This window comes from Streptomyces canus (genome assembly GCF_030816965.1).
GTDB lineage: Bacteria > Actinomycetota > Actinomycetes > Streptomycetales > Streptomycetaceae > Streptomyces > Streptomyces canus_E.
The window spans coordinates 5,938,947-5,957,364 of sequence record NZ_JAUSYQ010000002.1 but is presented as its reverse complement, the minus strand read 5'-3'; the positions used below and the strand labels follow the sequence as shown (position 1 = coordinate 5,957,364).

The window sequence follows — 18,418 nt, the reverse complement described above, 5'->3', positions numbered from 1 at the left end:
GGCAAGCGGAGCGGAAGGAAATCCATGAGCACGCCCCGGCACCGGACCGCCCCCGAGCACACCCACCCGGACGACGTCCCGGTGCTCACCGCGCTCGCCGCGCTCGCCGATCCCGTCCGTCTGACCCTGCTGCGGGAGCTGGCGGGCTCGCCGGAGTGGAGCCGGGCCTGCGGCACCTTCGACGTGCCCGTCGGCAAGGCGGGGCTCAGCCACCACTTCGCGGTGCTGCGCGCCGCCGGGCTCGTGGAGCAGCGGGACGAGGGACCGAGGCGCGTCAACCGGCTCCGGCGCGCGGAGTTCGACGCCCGCTTCCCGGGACTGCTGGAACTCGTGCTCCGACCGGACTCCTGACCCGTCCCGTGCGACCGGACACTTCTAGGCGTCCAGGGTTTCCAGCAGTCGTTCGAACCGAGCCCGCCACCCGGGCTCGGTCTCGCCCTCCCCCTCGTACTCGTGCGTGAACCGCAGGACGGCCCCTGCCTCCCCGTCCCGCTCCAGATGGAAGCGGACCCGGTCGCCCCGCTCCAGGGTGTACTCCGCGACCCGATCCACATCCCACGCCGTGACCTGCCCCTCCCCCAGGCCCGGCAGCACGACCGCGCCGCCCAGCCGGGGCTCGAGGACCTCCACCCCGGTCCACCAGGCCCCCAGCCCCTCCACGGTGGCCACTACCGGCCAGACCGTCTCCATGGGGACCGGCAGCCGCACCAGGAAGTGCAGGATGCGGGTGCTGCCGTGGGTCCGGATACTGCCCTGCTCGACGGAACCGCTCATGACTCCAGGGTGGCGCGGAGCCCGGCGTTCCGCACAGGGAAGGCCGGTTCCCCGCGACCTGGGTCGCGGGGAACCGGCCTTCGCCGCGAGTGGGTTCAGACGCCGGCGTAGGAGTGCTTGCCGGTGACGAAGATGTTGACGCCGTAGTAGTTGAACAGCCAGCAGCCGAAGGCGAGCATCGCCAGGTAGGCGGCCTTGCGGCCCTTCCAGCCGGCGGTGGCACGGGCGTGCAGGTAGCAGGCGTAGGCGACCCAGGTGATGAACGACCAGGTCTCCTTGGGGTCCCAGCCCCAGTAGCGGCCCCACGCGTCACCGGCCCAGATCGCGCCCGCGATGATCGTGAACGTCCACAGCGGGAAGACGGCCGCGTTGACGCGGTAGGCGAACTTGTCGAGGCTCGCGGAGGCGGGCAGCCGGTCGAGGACGGAGTTCGCGAACCTGCCGGGGGTGCCGCCGGACGCGATCTTGTTCTCGTAGCTGTCCTTGAAGAGGTACAGGATCGTGGCGACCGCGCCGACGTAGAACACCGCGCCGCAGAAGATCGCGGTGGAGACGTGGATGTACAGCCAGTACGAGTGGAGGGCGGGAACCAACTGGTCACTGGCGGTGTACAAGACAGTGACGGCGAGGCCGAGATCGAGGAGGACCGTGGTGATCAGGAACAGCCCGAGCCAGCGCACGTTCTTCTTCAGGGCCAGCAACCCCAGGTACACGGCGACGGCCACCGTGGAGAAGGTGATGTTGAACTCGTACATGTTGCCCCACGGCGCCCGCTCCACCGAGGCCGCGCGGGCGACGACCCCGGCGAGCTCGACGAGAAAGGCGAGCACCGTGAGCGAGATGGCGATACGCCCGTAGAGGTCGCCCTGCTCGTCCCCGCCGTGCGCACCGGGCCCGTCGGGCACGTCCCGCGAGCCGGCCGCGGACCGCACCACGACCTGCGGCCGCTCCAGTACGGCGGTGCTGCCGCCCTTGTTCACGGTGACGGCCGGCGCCTTGGCCTTGGCCTTGGCTTTCGCGTCGGCGGTGAGCGCGGCGGCGGTCCGGCCGACCTTGCTGCGACTGCCGAGGAGCCATTCGGCGATGTAGGCGAAGAAGGCCAGCGTGTAGACGGCCATCGCGGAGTAGATCAGCGTGTTGCTGATGTTGGCGAGGTGTTCGTTGGTGGCGGTGGCCAACTCGGTTGCGGCGGCGAGAGTCATTTCTCAGCCCCTTCGGAGGGTGCTACTTGGGGTTCGGGGGTGGTTTGCTCGGCTTTTGGCTGCGGGTCCGTGGGGGCTTGTCGCGACCGCGCGGCGGTAGCCGCAGATTCGTCATCGCCCCGCGCCCCTGGGGAGTCCGGCGCACCCGGCGTCTGGTCGTACAGGATTCCGGCCAGCTCGCCCAGTTCCTCCGGGACCTTCGCCGACTCGCTGCGGCCCAGGCCGGCCATCTCCACGACCGTCACCCCGTCGGCGCCGCGCACCGCCCGTACCCACACCCGGCGGCGCTGGAGGAACAGGGACGCGGCGAGGCCGAAGATCGCGGTGAGGGCGCCGGCGAGGGCCCAGCCGCTGGCGGGCTGCTGGACGACCTGGAAGTTCGCCCACTGCTTGGTGCCCTCGTAGGTGACCGAACCGGCGCCGCCCGGGAGCTGCATGGTCTGGCCGGGCTTCAGGTTCTCCCTGAGCTGCGCGCCCTTGGAGTCCTTGAACCCCTTCACATGCGACTTGTCGAGCTGGTACACGCTCTGCGGGATGCCCGAGTCCACGCCGAGGTCACCGTGGTACGGCGTGAGGTTGAGCACCGGGTTGTTCAGCGCGGGGAAGGTGGAGGCCGTCTCGCTGCCCGTGGTGTAGGTCGGCAGGAAGAAGGCCGAGATGCCCAGCTGCTCGCTGACGCCCTTGGGGTTCTTGTAGCCGTCGAGGACCTTGACCACGCCGGTGGAGGTGACGTTGGAGTCGAGCGGCAGCATCGCGACCGCGTCGTGGAAGACGACGTTGCCCTTGCCGTCCCGCACGGTGATGAGGGGCGCGTAGCCGTGGGCGGTGAGGTAGACCTTCGCGTCGCCGATCTCCAGCGGCTCGTTGACCTTGACGAGGGTCTTGTGGTCCTTGCCGTAGGCGCCCTCGCTGTAGGTGATGGCGGCCTGGTAGAGGCGCGGGGTGCCCTTGTTGGGGCCGGAGGTCTCGTAGGTGCCGGTGAACTTGTTCAGAGTGAAGCTGAGCGGCACCAGATCGCCGGTGTCGAAGAGATTCCCGGACTTGAAGTCGTCGTACTGGGTGAGGGTGTTGGAGAAGCCGTCGCCCTCGACGACCAGTTTGTTGCCCTCGGACTTGAAGAGCTGGCCCCAGGCGAAGGCGGTCAGCATCACGATGAGCGCGATGTGGAAGGCGAGGTTGCCGACCTCGCGCAGATAGCCCTTCTCACCGGCGACGTTGTCACCGGCGAGGTGGGCACGGAAGCGCTTCTTCTTCAGCAGGGCGAGCGCTGCCTCGCGGACCTGCTCGGGCTCGGCCCCGGTGCGCCAGGTGGTGTAGGCGGGCAGCCGGGTCAGCCGCTTCGGGGCGCCCGGCGGACGACTGCGCAGCTGCCCGACGAACTGCCAGGTCCGGGGCACGATGCAGCCGATGAGGGAGACGAACAGCAGGATGTAGATCGCGGAGAACCACACCGAGCTGTAGACGTGGAAGAGGCCGAGCTTGTCGTAGACGTCCCCGAGGGTGGGGTTGTTCTTGACGAAGTCGGCGACCTTCGTGGCGTCGGTCCCGCTCTGCGGGATCAGCGAGCCGGGGATGGCACCGAGCGCCACCAGCAGGAGCAGCAGCAGCGCGACCCGCATGGAGGTCAGCTGGCGCCAGAACCAGCGGGCCCAGCCGACGACCCCCAGGGCGGGCATGCTCAGGCTCTCCGCGGGCGCGGTGGACAGCTGGGAGCCCGCGGCGCCGAGGTCCTGGTCGCCGACGGGAGCGTCGGGGGTGGCGGGTGTGGTCTTGCTCATGGATCAGATCCCCACAGTGAAGCCGGCGGACCAGGACTGGACGTCCTGCACGAGGCGGTCCCACGCGCCGGTCAGCAGCAGCAGTCCGGTCACGATCATCATGGTGCCGCCGATGCGCATGACCCAGACGTAGTGGCGCTTGACCCAGCCGAAGGCGCCGAGCGCCTTGCGGAAGGCGACCGCGGCGAGCACGAAGGGCACCCCGAGGCCGAGGCAGTAGGCGACGGTCAGTATGGCACCGCGGCCCGCGCTGCCCTGCTGGGAGGACAGGGCGATCACCGAGGCGAGGGTGGGGCCGATGCAGGGGGTCCAGCCGATGCCGAACAGCGCGCCGAGCAGCGGGGCACCGACCAGGCCCATGGTGGGCTTGTTGTGGAAGCGGAACTCCCGCTGGGTCATCCAGGGCATCAGGCCCATGAAGAAGACACCCATGAGGATCATGAGCACGCCCAGCACCTTGGACAGCACGCTCTGGTTCTCCTGGAGCGTCTGGCCGAAGTAGCCGAACAGCGCCCCGCTGGAGACGAACACCGCGGTGAAGCCGAGCACGAACAGGGAGGCGCCCGCGACCATCCGGCCGCGCCGGGCCTCGGCCAGATCGGTGCCGGTGACGCCGGTGACGTAGGACAGATAGCCGGGGACCAGCGGCAGGACGCAGGGCGAGAAGAAGGAGACCAGGCCGCCGAGGACCGCGATGGGCAGGGCGAGGAGCAACGCGCCGTTCAGGACGGTGCCGTTGTAACCCGTTTCGGCGGCGAGCGTGACGACTGCGCTCACGTCACTTCTCCGCGAGGACCGGGTTGATCATCTTGCGCAGCTTGCTCTCGCTGAGCGCGGCCAGCGAGCGGGCGGCGATCTTCCCGTCCCGGTCGATGACGAGCGTGGAGGGCACGGCCTGCGGGTTGAGGGTGCCCTTGGAGAAGCGGAGCATCAGCTTGCCCGTCGGGTCGTACAGGCTGGGGAAGGTGATGCCCATGTCCTTCTCGAAGGCGCGGGCGTTCTGGACGCTGGTGTCGCGGGTGTTGACGCCGACGAACTGAACGTCCTGGCTCTTGAGGTCCTTGTAGACCGCTTCCAGGTTGGGTGCCTCGGCCCGGCAGGGGGCGCACCAGGAGCCCCACATGTTGAGGACGACGACCTTGCCCTTGTAGTCGGCGACGTCGAGCTGTCCCCCGTCGACGGTCTTGCCGGACAGGTCGGGGGCGGTGCCCCGGTCCCCCTGCTCGGCGGTGGAGATGCCGTCCGCGCCCATGATGAAGTTGGTGTCGCCGCCTCCACCCGAGGTGCCGCCCGAGCTGCAGGCGGACAGGGTCAGCGCTGCGGCTGCGGCACCCGCGGTGAGCAGGGTGGTACGGACTCGGGAGCGGCTACGACTGGCGGCACTCATGTGAAAAGTTTCGCATGCCCGTTCTGGGGATCTTGCCCACCCCCCTTGCGGGCGGAAATCCGCATTTCAGGCGGCGTTCGACGCGGTCGCGGAGGTGTCCTTGAGGAACCCGTTCCAGCCGCCCACCGGCTCCTGGCCGACGTCGAGCGTGCGGAGCTTGGCGAGGACCTCCGGCTTCTGGACGTCCATCCAGTCGACGAACTGCCGGAAGGAGACCAGGCGGATGTCCGCGCCCTTCTCCTTCTCCTGCGCGATGTGGGTGAGGGCCCGCTCGACGGCGTCCATGTAGATGCCGCCGTTCCAGTGCTCGAAGTGGTTGCCGACGAAGAAGGGGGCGCGGTTGGTCTCGTAGGCCCGCTGGAAGCCGGAGATGTAGGCGCCGGCGGACTGCTCGCGCCAGGCCGGGTAGTTGTAGGCGGGCGCGTTGGTCGAGTTGATCGACTGGTTGGCGAGCATGTTGTAGTCCATGGACAGGACCTCGAAGCTGTGGCCGGGGAAAGGTATCGCCTGCAGGGGCAGGTCCCAGATGCCGTTCTTCTTCTCGGGCCAGACCTGGCGGCCGCCGGGCGAGGAGGCGTCGTAGCGCCAGCCGAGCTCGCGGGCGGTGGGCAGCAGGTTGTCCTGGCCGAGGAGGCAGGGGGTGCGGCCGCCGACGAGTTCCTTGTCGTAGTCGAAGGGCAGCGCGGGCAGGTCGGTCCAGCCGGTGTTGGTGCGCCACTCCTTGACGAAAGCTTTCGCCTGCGCGATCTCCGAGCGCCACTGCGCCGGCGTCCAGTTGCCCACGGTGCCGTAGCCGGAGCAGAAGTGGCCGTTGAAGTGGGTGCCTATCTCGTGCCCTTCGAGCCAGGCCCGGCGGACGTTGGTGAGGGTCGCCTTGACGTGCTCGTCGGTGAGGTAGCCGATGTCCGAGGCGCCGCGGGGGTTGTTCGGGGGGTCGTAGAGCCGCTTCTTCGACTCGGGCAGCAGATACAGCCCGGAGAGGAAGAAGGTCATGTGCGCGTCGTGCTTCTTGGCGAGGTCGAGGAAGCGCGGGAAGAGACCGTTGCCGACCTCGCCGGCACCGTCCCAGGAGAAGATCACGAACTGCGGCGGGGTCTGACCGGGCTCCAGCGGCACCGGCTTGCCGGGCTGGCGGGGCTGCTTGCCGGTGAAGGAGGTGGAGCCGTCACCGATGGGCCGGGCCGTCGGCGTCGGCGCGTGCGTGGGCTTGGAACCCGAGGTGTGGGTCACCCCGTCCGACCCGGTGGGGCTTCCGCACCCCGAGAGCCCTACGGCGGCCGCGGCGCCCGCACCGAGGCCTATTGCTCCCCTTCGAGTGAGAGAGTGCATGCTTCCCCGATTCGTCACGTTCTCTGGTTGGTCACCCAGTCAGAGGAGGCAACGCAGGGGAAGGTTCCGACACTCTTTCCGGATTCGGTAACAGAAGCGCGCCCTGAAGGGGCGCGGGGCCGTATCACCATGCGGCTCCGCCGCGTGCGCGCGACCTGCCACAACGGACCCGCGGTCCCCCACGGACCGGCTACGCCCCGAAGGCCTTGCCCTTGCCCTTCACGGGCTTGGCACCCGCCCGGAGATGAACCGGCACAAGATCGATCGCGGGCTCGCTGTAGCCGACGGAGACGATCCTGTCGCCCTGGTAGGTGAAGGACGTGAGCGAGGCGAGCGTGCACTGCCGCTTGCGCGGGTCGTGCCACAGCCGCCGCTTCTCCACGTACGACCGCACGATCCAGATCGGCAACTGGTGACTGACGAGCACAGCTTCATGCCCCCGCGCCCGGTCCCGCGCAGCGTCCAGCGCGCCCTTCATCCGGACGACCTGGTCGACGTACGGCTCACCCCAGGACGGCTTGAACGGGTTGACGAGGTGCTTCCAGTTCTCCGGGTTCTTCAGCGCCCCGTCGCCCACGCCGAACGTCTTGCCCTGGAAGACGTTCTCGGCCTCGATGAGCCGCTCGTCGGTCGCGATGTCGAGGCCGTGCGCCTTGGCGATCGGCGTGGCGGTCTCCTGCGCCCGCTCCAGCGGGGAGGCACAGACGTAGGTGACGTCCCGGGAGGCGAGGTGCTCGGCGACCCGGTCGGCCATCTGCCGTCCGAGCTCGGACAGGTGGTACCCGCCGAGACGGCCGTACAGAACCCCGTCGGGGTTGGCGACCTCACCGTGCCGCATGAGGTGGACGACGGTGATGTCGCTGTCGTTCGAGGTGCTCATGCTGCCGTGGCCTCCGCCGCCGCTCGGGCCGCCGCCGGAAGGGCGTCGGCGATCCGCTGAACCGCCTGCTCGTCATGGGCCGTGGACACGAACCACGACTCGAAGGAGGACGGCGGCAGGTAGACGCCGTTCTCCAGAAGGGAGTGGAAGAAGGCGGTGAACCGGAAGGACTCCTGCGCCCTGGCGTCCTCGTAGCTGCGCACCGGCCGGTCGGTGAAGAACACCGAGAACATGTTGGAGGCGTTCTGCACGGTGTGCGCGACGCCTTCCTTGCCGAGGGCCTCGGAGACCAGCGACCGGATCTGCTCGGAGACGGCGTCGATCCTGACGTAGGCGGCGTCGTCGAGCAGCCGCAGCTGGGCGAGGCCGGCGGCGGTGGCGACGGGGTTACCGGAGAGGGTGCCGGCCTGGTAGACGGGTCCGGCCGGGGCGAGGTGGGCCATGACGTCCGCGCGCCCCCCGAAGGCGGCGGCGGGGAACCCGCCGCCCATGACCTTCCCGAAGGTCATGAGATCGGGCCGGACGCCGTCGATGCCGTACCAGCCACTGCGGCTGGTCCGGAACCCGGTCATGACCTCGTCGGAGATGTAGAGGGCGCCGTTCTGCGTGCAGGCGTCCTTCAGCCCCTGGTTGAACCCGGGAAGCGGCGGCACGACGCCCATGTTGCCGGGCGAGGCCTCGGTGATCACACAGGCGATCTCACCGGGGTGCCGGTGGAAGGCCTCGTGGACGGCTTCGAGGTCGTTGTACGGCAGCACGATCGTGTCCCCGGCCTGCGCACCGGTGACGCCCGGGGTGTCGGGAAGCGCGAAGGTGGCCACACCGCTGCCCGCCGCGGCCAGCAGCGAGTCGACGTGACCGTGGTAACACCCGGCGAACTTGATGACCTTGGTGCGCCGGGTGAAGCCGCGGGCGAGCCGGATGGCGGACATGGTGGCCTCGGTCCCGCTGGAGACGAGCCGCACCTGCTCCAGCGGTTCGACGCGGGCGACCATCTCCTCGGCGAGCGCGACCTCGCCCTCACCGGGGGTGCCGAAGGAGGTGCCCTTCGACACCGCCTCCTGGACGGCGGCGATCACCTCGGGGTGGGAGTGCCCGAGGATCATGGGGCCCCAGGAGCAGACGAGGTCGACGTACTCGCGCCCGTCGGCGTCGGTCAGGTAGGGCCCGGTGCCGGACACCATGAAGCGGGGGGTGCCGCCCACGGCACGGAAGGCGCGGACCGGCGAGTTCACGCCACCGGGCGTGACGGCGGACGCGCGGTCGAACAGGGCCTGCGAGACAGGCGCATCGTACGAATAGGGCAATTCACTCATATCCTGCGACTACTCCGACCTTCTCCGGTACGTTCGGCTTTTCTCGGACTCCATTGCCGGTGACCACCTCAGGGTAGGCCAGGCCTCGAAAGCCCCCGGTCCCCGGCGATCTGCGAAACTGGATGCAGATACACACAGCTCACGGAGACGATGGCACGGAGCCGTTTGTTCAGGGGCTGCGAAGATCCTGCGGACAGGTGTTTCAGCGCACGTTTCGGCGGGCGGCCGTGGGGGAGGTCACTGACACGATGATCGGGTTGCGCGGCGGGGGTCGCGCGTCCTAGAAAAGCAGTCGGGTGGAGATATGCATCGCGGTGGCGGACTGGGCGAGGGGACTGATGACCTGGGTCCTCGACGTGCCCGGCGGGGAAGGCACCGACGCGAGGCGGAGGAAGCGGCCGAGACACGTCAGGGGCGGGGCGCCTCGGGCACCCCGGATGAGTCGGAACGCGACGAGCGACGTATCGAACGTCGGATCGATCCGTTGAGGGCGGCGAGCAGGAATGGTGGTCGGGTGGGGGTGACGTACAAGTACTTCGGCGCGCCCGACGGCGCGACCGCGGCCCGCGTCCCGATCTCGATGCGTCCCGAGGAACTCGGCGGCGACGAGCTCGGCATGAACGGCATGTTCACCAAGATCAAGCCGGAGACCATGGCAGCGATGGTCCTCACCGGCATCGAAGGCGTCCCCCTCCACAAGGTCCCCCCGCTCGAACTGGTCGTCCTGCACCCCGACTACGCGGTGGTCAAGCTCCCCATGACGGTCGTGGACCCGCTGCGCGGCATAGGCGAGGAAGCGGTCGGCGCGGCGGCGTTCATCTGGTCGACGGTCCCGGACCGGGGCGGCCCGAGGGACGCGTTCAACGTGTACCAACTGCTGCACGAGTGGCAGGACTTCAGCCACCGGTTGCATGAGGCGGGGCATCAGCCGTATTGCCTTGTGTGGCCGTGACCTCGGGCTTCACGGTGTGCGGGCGGGGTTTTCGGACCCCGCCCTTTTCATGTCCCCGGTGAGGTCATCGGGTATGCCGCTGCCGTGTTCAGCCGCGCAGGGGATCCGCAAGCCGTGCCAGCAGGCCCGCGACCAGGGCGGTCTGGGCGGGCACGGTGTCGGGGTGGATGAACTCGCCCTGGGCGTGGGCGCCGTCGCCGACCGCGCCCATGCCGCACAGCACCGGCAGGCCGAGGGCGGCGACGAAGTTGGCGTCGCTGGCGCCGCCGACGGCGGCAGTGGGCAGCTCCTCACGGCCCTGTTCGCGGGCGACCTCGCGGGCCAGGTCGAGGAGCGGGACGGAGGCGGCGTTCAGGGTCATCGGCGGCCGGTTCCAGGCGTGGTCGACCTCGATACGTACGCGGGGGTCGCTGATGTCGATGGCGTCCAGTTCGGCGTCGACGCGGTCCTGCTCGGCCCGGCTGCTGACCCGGATGTCGACGCTCGCGGTGGCCCACCCGGCGACGACGTTGGTGGCGGTGCCTCCCTTGATGAGACCTGTGTTGATCGTGGTGCCCTTGTCGGGCGCGGCGACGCCCGCCGCCGCGACGACGAACTCGGACAGCGCGGTGATCGCGCTCGCCCCGTCCTGGGGCGCGAGCCCGGCGTGCGCCTCGACGCCGGTGACCGTGACCTCGAAGATCCCGGTGCCCTTGCGGCCCGTCTTGACGGCACCGTGCGCGGTCGGCTCCAGTACCAGCGTCACGTCGGCCTTCCGGGCGACCTCCTCGATCACCGGGCGCGAGGACAGGGAACCGATCTCCTCGTCGCCGTTGAAGAGGAAGGTGACGGTAGGCACGGGGACGCCGCTCTCGCGGGCGAGCTTCAGGGACCAGATCCCTTGCGCCAGGCCGGTCTTCATGTCGAAGATGCCCGGCCCACTGAGCTTGTCCCGGCCGTCGCCGGACGCCTCCGGTTGCTCCCATCCGGCGAGCGTGCCGGTCGGCCATACGGTGTCGTAGTGGCCGACGAGCGCGACGTGGCCGGGGGCGGTGCCGGTGTAGGTCAGAGTGAGGGTGTCTCCGCACTCGCCGCCGGGGTGACGGCGCTCGTGGTCGGGCCGCCCGAGCCGGTGGACGACCAGCTCCCGCAGGAGGTCCAGGCCCGCCGCGAGGGCGGACAGGTCGTAGCTGCCGGTCTCGTGACGGACGAGCGTCAGGATGTCGGTGACGATCTCCGGCGAGACGTCCTGGGCGCGGGCGGTGAGGGCGGCGACGGGCGATGCGGTCATGATCTGCTTTCTCGTACGACGGTGCGGGGCGTGGCGATGTCGCGGCAGGGCCGGGTCAGCTGATGCCGAAGGGGAGGCCGAGCAGGTACCAGGCCACGAAGAACGCGACCCAGACGACCCAGACGACGGCGGCGATCGGGATGGTGAAGGAGGCCAGCGTGCCGATGCCGGCGGACTTCCTGTGCTGCTGGATGAAGCCCAGCGCCATCGCGAAGTACGGGCTCATCGGGGTGACGCAGTTGGTGACCGAGTCGGCGACGCGGTAGACGGCCTGCGTGGTCTGGGGCTCGATGCCGATGAGCATCAGCATGGGGATGAGCACCGGGGCGGCCAGCGCCCACAGGGCGGAGCCGCTGGTGATCACGAGATTCATGAAGGTGATCAGTACGGCGATGCCGACCAGCACCGTCCAGCCGCCCAGGTGCATCTCCTTCAGGGTCTCCGCGCCCTCGACGGCGATGACGTTGCCGATGTTCGTCCACTTGAAATAGGCGAGGAACTGCGAGATCGCGAAGAACAGGACGAGGATCGGGGCATAGGTGCGCGTGCCCTCAACCAGCGCGTCGACGATGTCACCGGCCGTACGGAAGGTCCCGACGCTGCGGCCGTAGACCCAGCCGAGCAGGGAGAAGAACAGGAACAGGACGATCGACATGCCCGAGATCACCGGGGACTCGACCAGGGAGCCGTGCTCGCCGCGCAGCGGGGAGTCCGCGGGGATCATGGCCGCGGTCAGGACCGCGACGAAGCAGACGGCGGCCAGGCCGGTCATCCGCAGGGCGCGGCGCTGCCCCGGCGTGACCTCGACCGCCTTCAGCTCCTCGGCGCTCAGCGCCTTCACCGGCTCGTCGGGGGCCAGGTCCGAGCGCTTGGAGATGACCTTGTCGACGACGAGCGTGATGACCAGGGCGACGAGGACGGACGAGGCCAGTCCGAAGAAGTAGTTCGCGACCGGAGTGACCGTGTAGTGCGGGTCGATGGTGTGCGCGGCGGCCGTGGAGATCGACGACAGCAGGACGTCGGTGGTGGTGAGGGACGGGGAGGCGTCGTAGCCGGCGGAGATCGAGACGTAGGCGACGATGCAGCCGAGGACGGGGCTGCGTCCGGCGGCGCGGAAGACGAGTGCCCCGAGCGGTATGAGGGTGACGTACGCGGCGTCGCCCGCGACGTGGGCGACCATCGCCGTCATCGACAGCGCGAAGGTGAGGTACCTGCCCGGCACCCGGGCGACCATGCGGCGCAGCAGGGTCGTGAACAGGCCGCTCGCCTCGGCGACCGCGATGCCGAAGCCCACGATGAGGATCGTGGCCAGCGGCGGGAAGGTCGCGAAATTCTCTACGGCCCCCTCGACCATCGTCGTGACGCCGGCCTTGCTGAGCAGGCTCTGCACCTTGATGGTCTCGTGCGTTCCGGGATGCACGGTGCTGACCCCGGCCGCCGCCAGGATCGCGCTGAGGACGATCACGACCCCCGCGAGGATCCAGAACAGCCAGAACGGGTTGGGCAGCTTGTTGCCGACCTTCTCGATGGCGGCGAAGGCGCGGAACGCGGTGCGCAGGGCTCTCGAAGGTGGCTCGGTCGGCCGGGGCTCGGTGGCGGTGGCACTCATGGGTACCTCTTCGTGCGTTCGGGGAGGGTTCGCAATGACGCATGGGGGATGTTCCTGCAAACCATGACAGCACAGTGAGAGATTCTCTAGAGCTTGCATGTAATAGTGGGATTAACCGGCGAGCACCCGCGGTCTAACCTGTGCGCTATGACTCGCCCCCTGCTCGACGAGCTCGACCGGCGCCTGATCGGGGCGCTGCATCTGGCACCCCGGGCCACCTGGGACGACATCGGCGCGATCCTGTCCGCCGACGCCAGCACCCTGAAGCGCCGTTACGACCGTCTGCACGAGGCCCGGATGGTCCGCGTCATCGGACAGGCCGACTGGGGCATGCACTCCACGACGATGCCGGTCCACGTGTTCTTGGACATCACCGGCGAAACTCCGCTCGCCGTCCTCGACCGGCTGCGCGACCTGCCCCACCTCCAGCTCCTGGCGCAGATCTCCGGCGACTACCCGCTGTACGCCGTCGTGCACGCCCCCTCCGAGGCGGCCACCAGCGAGGCGATCGATCGGATGTTCTCCGTGTCCGGGGTCCGCCGCGTCAACGCCCTGCCGGCCCTCAGCACCCTGCGTCGGGGCATCACCTGGGACCCGCAGTTCCTGACCGACACCGAACGCGCCGAACTGCTGAAGCTCACCGGTGCGCAGCTGGAGGGCACCGCGACCGCGACACCCCCCGCCAAGCCCCTGAGCGAGTCCGAACGAACCGTGGTGGCCCTGCTGTTGCGGGACGGCCGGGCCTCCGCCGCGAGCATCGGCCGCGCGGCCGGGCTGGCCACCTCCACCGCGCATCGCGTGGTCCGCCGGGTCCTGGACGAGCAGTGGGTCAAGCCACGCCTGGAGATCGTGTCGGAATGGCTCGGCTTCCAGACCCCGTTCATGCTCCGTCTACGCGTCGCTCCCGGCGAGACTCCCGAGGCCATGCGCCGCATCGACCGGCTCCCCCAGACCCGCCTCGCCGCCCACGTGGCCAGCGACATGTCCGTCCTCGCCACCGGTCTGGTCACCGACCGCTCCGCCCTGGCACGCTTCATCGACGAGGAGTTGGCGAAGATCCCCGGCATCCTCACCGTCAGCGTCGACGTCATGCTCGCGGAGCCGCGCCGCTACTGGCTGGACCGGGACCGGGTGTCGGGCCTCGGGGAGTTCCACGCGCCGACGTTGCTCTAGGTCAGGGAAAGCCCTGCCCCGCCGCGCCGACGAGGCGTGCGGGGACAGGGCTTTGATCCGTGGCGGGCCAGGGCCGGGGCCCGATCAAGCCGCCTTGCGACCTCTCTCGGCATGCGCCCGGATGATGTCCGCGTACCGGTACCCCGTGCCCTTGATCGTGCGCCGCTGGGTCTTGTAGTCGACGTGGACCAGGCCGAAGCGCTTGTCGTAGCCGTAGGCCCACTCGAAGTTGTCCAGCAGGGACCAGGCGAAGTAGCCGGCCAGCGGGGCGCCCTTGCGGGCGGCGGACGCGCAGGCGGCCAGGTGGTCGGTCAGGTACTCCTGGCGTTCCGGGTCGTCGATCGTCCCGTCCGGGCGTACGACGTCGGGGTAGGCGGAGCCGTTCTCGGTGACGTAGAGCTTGCGGGCGCCGTACTCGTGTGTGAGGCGGAGCAGGAGGGTCTCGATGCCGCCTGCGTCGATCTCCCAGTCCATGCCGGTGCGGGGCACGCCGGGGCGGGGCACCTGACGGGCCCGTGGGGCCGGTCCGGTGGGGTCGTCGGCGACGGTGACCGGCATGTAGTAGTTGAGGCCGAGCCAGTCCAGGGGTGCCGCGATCGCCGCCGAGTCGCCTGGCTTTTCCGGGAGTTCGACGCCGTAGACCTCGCGCATGTCCTGCGGGAAGCCGCGGCCGTGGATCGGGTCGAGCCACCAGCGGTTGGTGTGGCCGTCCATACGGCGGGCCGCGTCGAGGTCTTCGGGCCTGCTGGTGGCCGCGTGGATCGTCGAGAGGTTGGTGACGATGCCGACCTGGGCGGACGGGGACGCGGCGCGGATCGCCCGGGTGGCCATGCCGTGGCCGAGGAGGAGGTGGTAGGAGGCGCGGACGGCGGCCGTGAGGTCGGTCAGGCCGGGGGCCATCGTGCCTTCCAGGTGGCCGATCCAGGCCGAGCACAGCGGTTCGTTGAGCGTGGCCCAGTGGTTCACCCGGTCGCCCAGTCGCCCGGCCACGACCGAGGCGTACGCGGCGAAGTGCTCCGCGGTGTCGCGTGCGGGCCAGCCGCCGCGGTCCTGGAGCACCTGGGGCAGGTCCCAGTGGTAGAGGGTGACGGACGGGGTGATGCCGGCGGCCAGCAGGGCGTCGATCAACTCGTCGTAGAAGTCGAGGCCCTTGGTGTTGACCGGGCCGTCCCCGCCCGGGATCACGCGCGGCCAGGCGACGGACAACCGGTAGGCGTTGGTGCCGAGCCGGCGCATCAGGTCGATGTCCTCGCGCCAGCGGTGGTAGTGGTCGCAGGCGACGTCGCCGGTGTCGCCGCCCGCGACCTTGCCGGGGGTGTGCGAGAAGGTGTCCCAGATCGACGGCGAACGGCCGTCCTCCGCCACGGCTCCCTCGATCTGGTAGGCCGCCGTGGCCGTGCCCCACAGGAAGTCGTGCGGGAGTGCGGCGAGGTCGATGGTCACGAAAGTCCTTTCACGGTCGGTCACTTGACGGCGCCCGCCGTCAGCCCGGCGACGAGATAGCGCTGGAGCAGCAGGAACCCGGCGACCACGGGGACGCTCACCACCAGCGAGGCGGCCATGATCTGGTTCCAGTACACGTTGTTGAGCGTGGAGTAGCCCTGGAGTCCGACGGCGAGCGTGCGGGTGGCGTCGTTGGTCATCACCGACGCGAAGAGCACCTCTCCCCAGGCGGTCATGAAGGCGTAGACGGCGACCGCGACGATTCCGGGGATCGCGGCGGGCACGACGACCCGCAAGAGCGCGCCGAACGGCCCGCAGCCGTCCACCAGCGCGGCCTCGTCCAGATCACGCGGCACCGAGTCGAAGTACCCGATCAGCATCCAGATCGAGAACGGCAGGGAGAAGGTCAGATACGTCAGGATCAGCCCGCCCCGCGAGCCGAACAGGGCGATTCCGGTGGCGTTGCCGATGTTGACGTAGATCAGGAAGAGCGGCAGCAGGAACAGGATGCCCGGGAACATCTGCGTGGACAGCACGGTGACCGTGAAGACGCGCTTGCCGCGGAACTCGTAGCGGCTGACGGCGTACGCGGCGAACACCGCGATCACCACCGAGCAGACGGTCGCCGCGCCCGCCACGATCAGCGAGTTCACGAAGTACCGCGCGAGCGGGATCGTCGACCAGATGTCGATGTACGGGCGGATGGTCAACCGGCTCGGCACCCAGTGGAACTCGCCCGTCACGTCCGCCAGCGGCTTCAGTGAACTGGAGACCATCACGTAGACCGGCACCAGGACGAAGCCGGTGAGCAGGGTGAGGAAGATCCGCCGGGACCAGAAGAACGAGCGCGGCGGCGCCATGGGCGAGCGGGGGCTAGACATCGGCCGGCTTCCTTCCCCGGGAGGTCAGCAGGAGGTAGAGGCCCGTCACCACGAGCAGGAACAGCAGCAGCAGGACGGACATCGCGGAGCCGGTGCCGAAGTTCCAGGTCACGAAGGACGCCTGGTAGATGTGGACCGAGATCAGGTCCGCGGCCTCCGGTGCCGACTTGCCGAACAGGACGAACGGCGTGTTGAAGTCGTTGAACGTCCACAGGAACAGCACCAGGAGCAGCACCTGGTTGACGGGCCGCAGGGACGGGAGCGTGATGCGCCGGATCTGCTGCCACATCCCGGCGCCGTCCAGGGCCGCCGCCTCGTACAGCTCGCCGGGGATGTTCTGGAGTCCGGCCATGACGATGAGGAAGGCGAACGGCCAGCCCTTCCACACCGAGACGGTCAGCAGCGCCCAGAAGCTGTTGTCGCCGATGAGCCAGAAGGACGGCTTGTCGGTGAGGTGGAGCTGGTCGTGCAGGACGTGGTTCACCAGGCCGTTGTCGTGCTGGAACATGAACACCCAGGTGATGACGGCCGCGTAGACCGGCAGGGCGTACGGGATCAGGAAGAGCGCCCGCAGCAGGCCCCGGCCGCGGAAGGTGTCCTGGAGGTAGAGGGCCGCCGCGGTGCCGAGCAGCCAGCACAGGCCGACCGACAGCAGGGTGAAGGCCACGGTGACGAGGAACGAGTGCAGCAGCGCCTCGCCGACCGGGGCGTCGAAGTCCACCGACACCCGGTAGTTGTCGAGGCCGGACGAGGGCGCGGTGCCCCAGTCACGGATGTAGAACTGCGTGAGCTCCTTGAAGCTCATCACGATGCCGATCACCATCGGCACCAGGTGGACCAGGAGTTCGAGGAGCAGGGCCGGCAGCAGAAGCAGGTACGGCAGGCCGATGCGGCGGATCCTGCCGGGGCGGCGGCGGGGACCTGGGTGCGCCGCCCCGGAAGGGTTCTGCTGCACGGCGGCCTCCGCGGGCGCGGTGGTGGTCATCGTGCTCACTTCGCCGGCATCTGCTGCTGGGCCTTCTCCAGCGCCGCCTTCACCGAGTCGGTGGTGACCGCGCGTCCGGCGGCCGCGTCGGCGAACAGGTCCTTGACGGCGGTTCCCACGGCCGTCTCGAACTGCGACTCGTCGGCGACCTGCGGCAGCGCGGCGGCGCTGGTGGCGAGGGTGTCCTTGAGGACCTTGTTGGGGCCCGCGCTGAACACGCTCTCCGCCTGCACGCTCTTCACCGGCGGGATGGAGCTGTAGGCGGTGTTGAGGATCTTCTGCTCGGCGTCGCCGGTCATGAACTTCACGAACTTCCTGGCGCCGTCGATGTTGTCGGTGTTCTTGAAGACGGCCAGGTTGATGCCCATGACGGCCGAGTTGACCTGGGTGCCGCCGCCCGGGGTGCCGGACTGCACGGGCACCGGTGCGATGCCGTACTTGTCCTCGCTCATGCCCTGGGACGTGAGGTTGGCGGCAGCGGACTGCCACAGCAGCATGGCCTGGTTGCCCTTGGCGAAGTCGCTCACCGACTGGTTCTGGGCGTACTCGGCGTCGCCGGTCGGTATGACCTTGTCCTTGGCCATGAGGTCGACGTACTGCTTGACCGCGGCCACCACGTTGTCGTTGGTGAAGTCGGGCTTGCCGTCGGCGGTGAAGAAGTCGCCGCCGTGCTGCTGGGCGAAGACGAAGACGTGGTGGATGTTCTCCGAGAGGTTCGAACCCTCCGCGCCGAGCGCGGACTTGCCCTTGGCCTGGATCTTCTTGCCGTCGGCGATCAGTTCGTCCCAGGTCGCCGGGGGCTCGGTGATGCCGGCGTCGGCGAAGATCTCCTTGTTGTAGTAGAGGGCGTAGGCCATCGAGTAGAGCGGGACCGCGGCCGGGTCCTGGCCCTCGGCGCCGGTCGAGCCGAGCGCGGAGTCGACGAAGCGGTCCTTGCCGCCGATCGCGGCGAAGTTCTTCGCGTCCCAGGGCAGCAGCGCCCCGGTGGCCTGGAGGGAGGCGCTCCAGGTGTTGCCGATGTTGAGGACGTCGGGGCCCTGGCCGGAAGTGGTCGCGGTGAGGATCCGGTTGAGCAGGTCGGACCAGGGGACGACCTCGACCTTGACCTTGATCCCGGTCTGCTTCTCGAACTTGTCGAGCTCGGGCTGGAGGACCTTCTTGTCGACCTCGATACTGGCGCCCTGGTTGGAGGACCAGTAGGTCAGGGTCTTCGGTGAGTCGTTGGACCCGCCGCTCGTCGAGGAGCCGCCACCGCAGGCGGTCACGAGAGTCATGAGGGAAACGGTGACCGCACCGGCGGCCGCGGCTCGGGTTCTGCGCATGGCTCTGGTGTCCCTTCCAGGGGAGACCCCCGGGTGCGTTCGCTTCTCGAACACCGTCCCGGAGGTTAATTTATGGCGTGATTTAAGACGCGAAGGAAAGTCGCGTCAAGGGTCGGC

The 18,418-nt window shown here is 69.2% G+C and carries 17 protein-coding genes; 3 read left to right on the top strand and 14 right to left on the bottom strand.

All coding sequences use genetic code 11. The annotated features are described in order from the left end of the window. Positions 1-24: 24 nt before the first annotated feature. Positions 25-351, top strand: coding sequence for an ArsR/SmtB family transcription factor (locus QF027_RS28415; protein ID WP_306977835.1), 327 nt, complete (start codon positions 25-27; stop codon positions 349-351). A 24-nt stretch (positions 352-375) separates the two neighbouring features. Here the strand turns inward: QF027_RS28415 and QF027_RS28410 are convergent, their stop codons facing one another. The 8 genes from QF027_RS28410 to hemL form a co-directional block, all read right to left on the bottom strand. After that, positions 376-774 carry a hypothetical protein gene (locus QF027_RS28410; protein WP_306977837.1) on the bottom strand — a complete coding sequence of 133 codons (399 nt, stop codon included), beginning with the start codon at positions 772-774 and terminating at the stop codon, positions 376-378. A gap of 95 nt (positions 775-869) precedes the next feature. After that, positions 870-1,976, bottom strand: coding sequence for a c-type cytochrome biogenesis protein CcsB (ccsB, locus tag QF027_RS28405; protein ID WP_306977839.1), 1,107 nt, complete (start codon positions 1,974-1,976; stop codon positions 870-872). Further along, positions 1,973-3,754 (bottom strand): cytochrome c biogenesis protein ResB, encoded by a 1,782-nt coding sequence (gene resB, locus QF027_RS28400; RefSeq protein WP_307077908.1) that lies wholly within the window; start codon positions 3,752-3,754, stop codon positions 1,973-1,975. Before resB ends, ccsB begins: the two co-directional genes overlap by 4 nt. A gap of 3 nt (positions 3,755-3,757) precedes the next feature. Beyond that, positions 3,758-4,531 carry a cytochrome c biogenesis CcdA family protein gene (locus QF027_RS28395; protein ID WP_306977843.1) on the bottom strand — a complete coding sequence of 258 codons (774 nt, stop codon included), beginning with the start codon at positions 4,529-4,531 and terminating at the stop codon, positions 3,758-3,760. A 1-nt stretch (position 4,532) separates the two neighbouring features. Continuing rightward, positions 4,533-5,141, bottom strand: coding sequence for a TlpA family protein disulfide reductase (locus QF027_RS28390; protein WP_307077906.1), 609 nt, complete (start codon positions 5,139-5,141; stop codon positions 4,533-4,535). A 66-nt stretch (positions 5,142-5,207) separates the two neighbouring features. After that, entirely contained in the window at positions 5,208-6,470 is a 1,263-nt protein-coding gene (locus QF027_RS28385) for a hypothetical protein (protein ID WP_306977847.1), read from the bottom strand. A 190-nt stretch (positions 6,471-6,660) separates the two neighbouring features. Then, on the bottom strand, positions 6,661-7,350 hold the full coding sequence (locus tag QF027_RS28380) for a histidine phosphatase family protein (RefSeq protein WP_307077904.1): 690 nt from the start codon (positions 7,348-7,350) through the stop codon (positions 6,661-6,663). After that, positions 7,347-8,666 carry a glutamate-1-semialdehyde 2,1-aminomutase gene (hemL, locus tag QF027_RS28375; RefSeq protein ID WP_306977851.1) on the bottom strand — a complete coding sequence of 440 codons (1,320 nt, stop codon included), beginning with the start codon at positions 8,664-8,666 and terminating at the stop codon, positions 7,347-7,349. The genes QF027_RS28380 and hemL overlap by 4 nt, the downstream gene beginning before the upstream one ends. Positions 8,667-8,970: 304 nt before the next feature. On the opposite strand from hemL, the gene QF027_RS28370 reads away from it, so the two are divergent. Continuing rightward, positions 8,971-9,618, top strand: coding sequence for a hypothetical protein (locus tag QF027_RS28370; RefSeq protein WP_306977853.1), 648 nt, complete (start codon positions 8,971-8,973; stop codon positions 9,616-9,618). Between the two features lie 88 nt (positions 9,619-9,706). Here QF027_RS28370 and QF027_RS28365 read toward each other — a convergent pair whose 3' ends face one another. Continuing rightward, positions 9,707-10,888, bottom strand: a complete 1,182-nt coding sequence (locus QF027_RS28365; protein ID WP_307077902.1) for a M20 family metallopeptidase — start codon at positions 10,886-10,888, stop codon at positions 9,707-9,709. A gap of 55 nt (positions 10,889-10,943) precedes the next feature. Next, positions 10,944-12,497, bottom strand: a complete 1,554-nt coding sequence (locus QF027_RS28360) for an AbgT family transporter (protein ID WP_307077900.1) — start codon at positions 12,495-12,497, stop codon at positions 10,944-10,946. Positions 12,498-12,644: 147 nt separating this feature from the next. Between QF027_RS28360 and QF027_RS28355 the strand changes: the two genes are divergently transcribed. Further along, entirely contained in the window at positions 12,645-13,670 is a 1,026-nt protein-coding gene (locus QF027_RS28355; protein ID WP_307077898.1) for an Lrp/AsnC family transcriptional regulator, read from the top strand. An 84-nt stretch (positions 13,671-13,754) separates the two neighbouring features. Here QF027_RS28355 and QF027_RS28350 read toward each other — a convergent pair whose 3' ends face one another. From QF027_RS28350 to QF027_RS28335, 4 genes are read right to left on the bottom strand one after another with little or no spacing between them, the layout of a single operon-like run. Then, positions 13,755-15,113: a GH1 family beta-glucosidase gene (locus QF027_RS28350; RefSeq protein ID WP_306977861.1), complete on the bottom strand. Its 1,359-nt coding sequence runs from the start codon at positions 15,111-15,113 to the stop codon at positions 13,755-13,757. A gap of 20 nt (positions 15,114-15,133) precedes the next feature. After that, entirely contained in the window at positions 15,134-15,973 is an 840-nt protein-coding gene (locus tag QF027_RS28345; protein ID WP_307082516.1) for a carbohydrate ABC transporter permease, read from the bottom strand. A gap of 13 nt (positions 15,974-15,986) precedes the next feature. Beyond that, positions 15,987-16,979 carry a carbohydrate ABC transporter permease gene (locus QF027_RS28340; protein WP_307077896.1) on the bottom strand — a complete coding sequence of 331 codons (993 nt, stop codon included), beginning with the start codon at positions 16,977-16,979 and terminating at the stop codon, positions 15,987-15,989. A gap of 5 nt (positions 16,980-16,984) precedes the next feature. Further along, positions 16,985-18,301, bottom strand: coding sequence for an ABC transporter substrate-binding protein (locus QF027_RS28335; protein WP_307077894.1), 1,317 nt, complete (start codon positions 18,299-18,301; stop codon positions 16,985-16,987). Positions 18,302-18,418 lie beyond the last annotated feature (117 nt).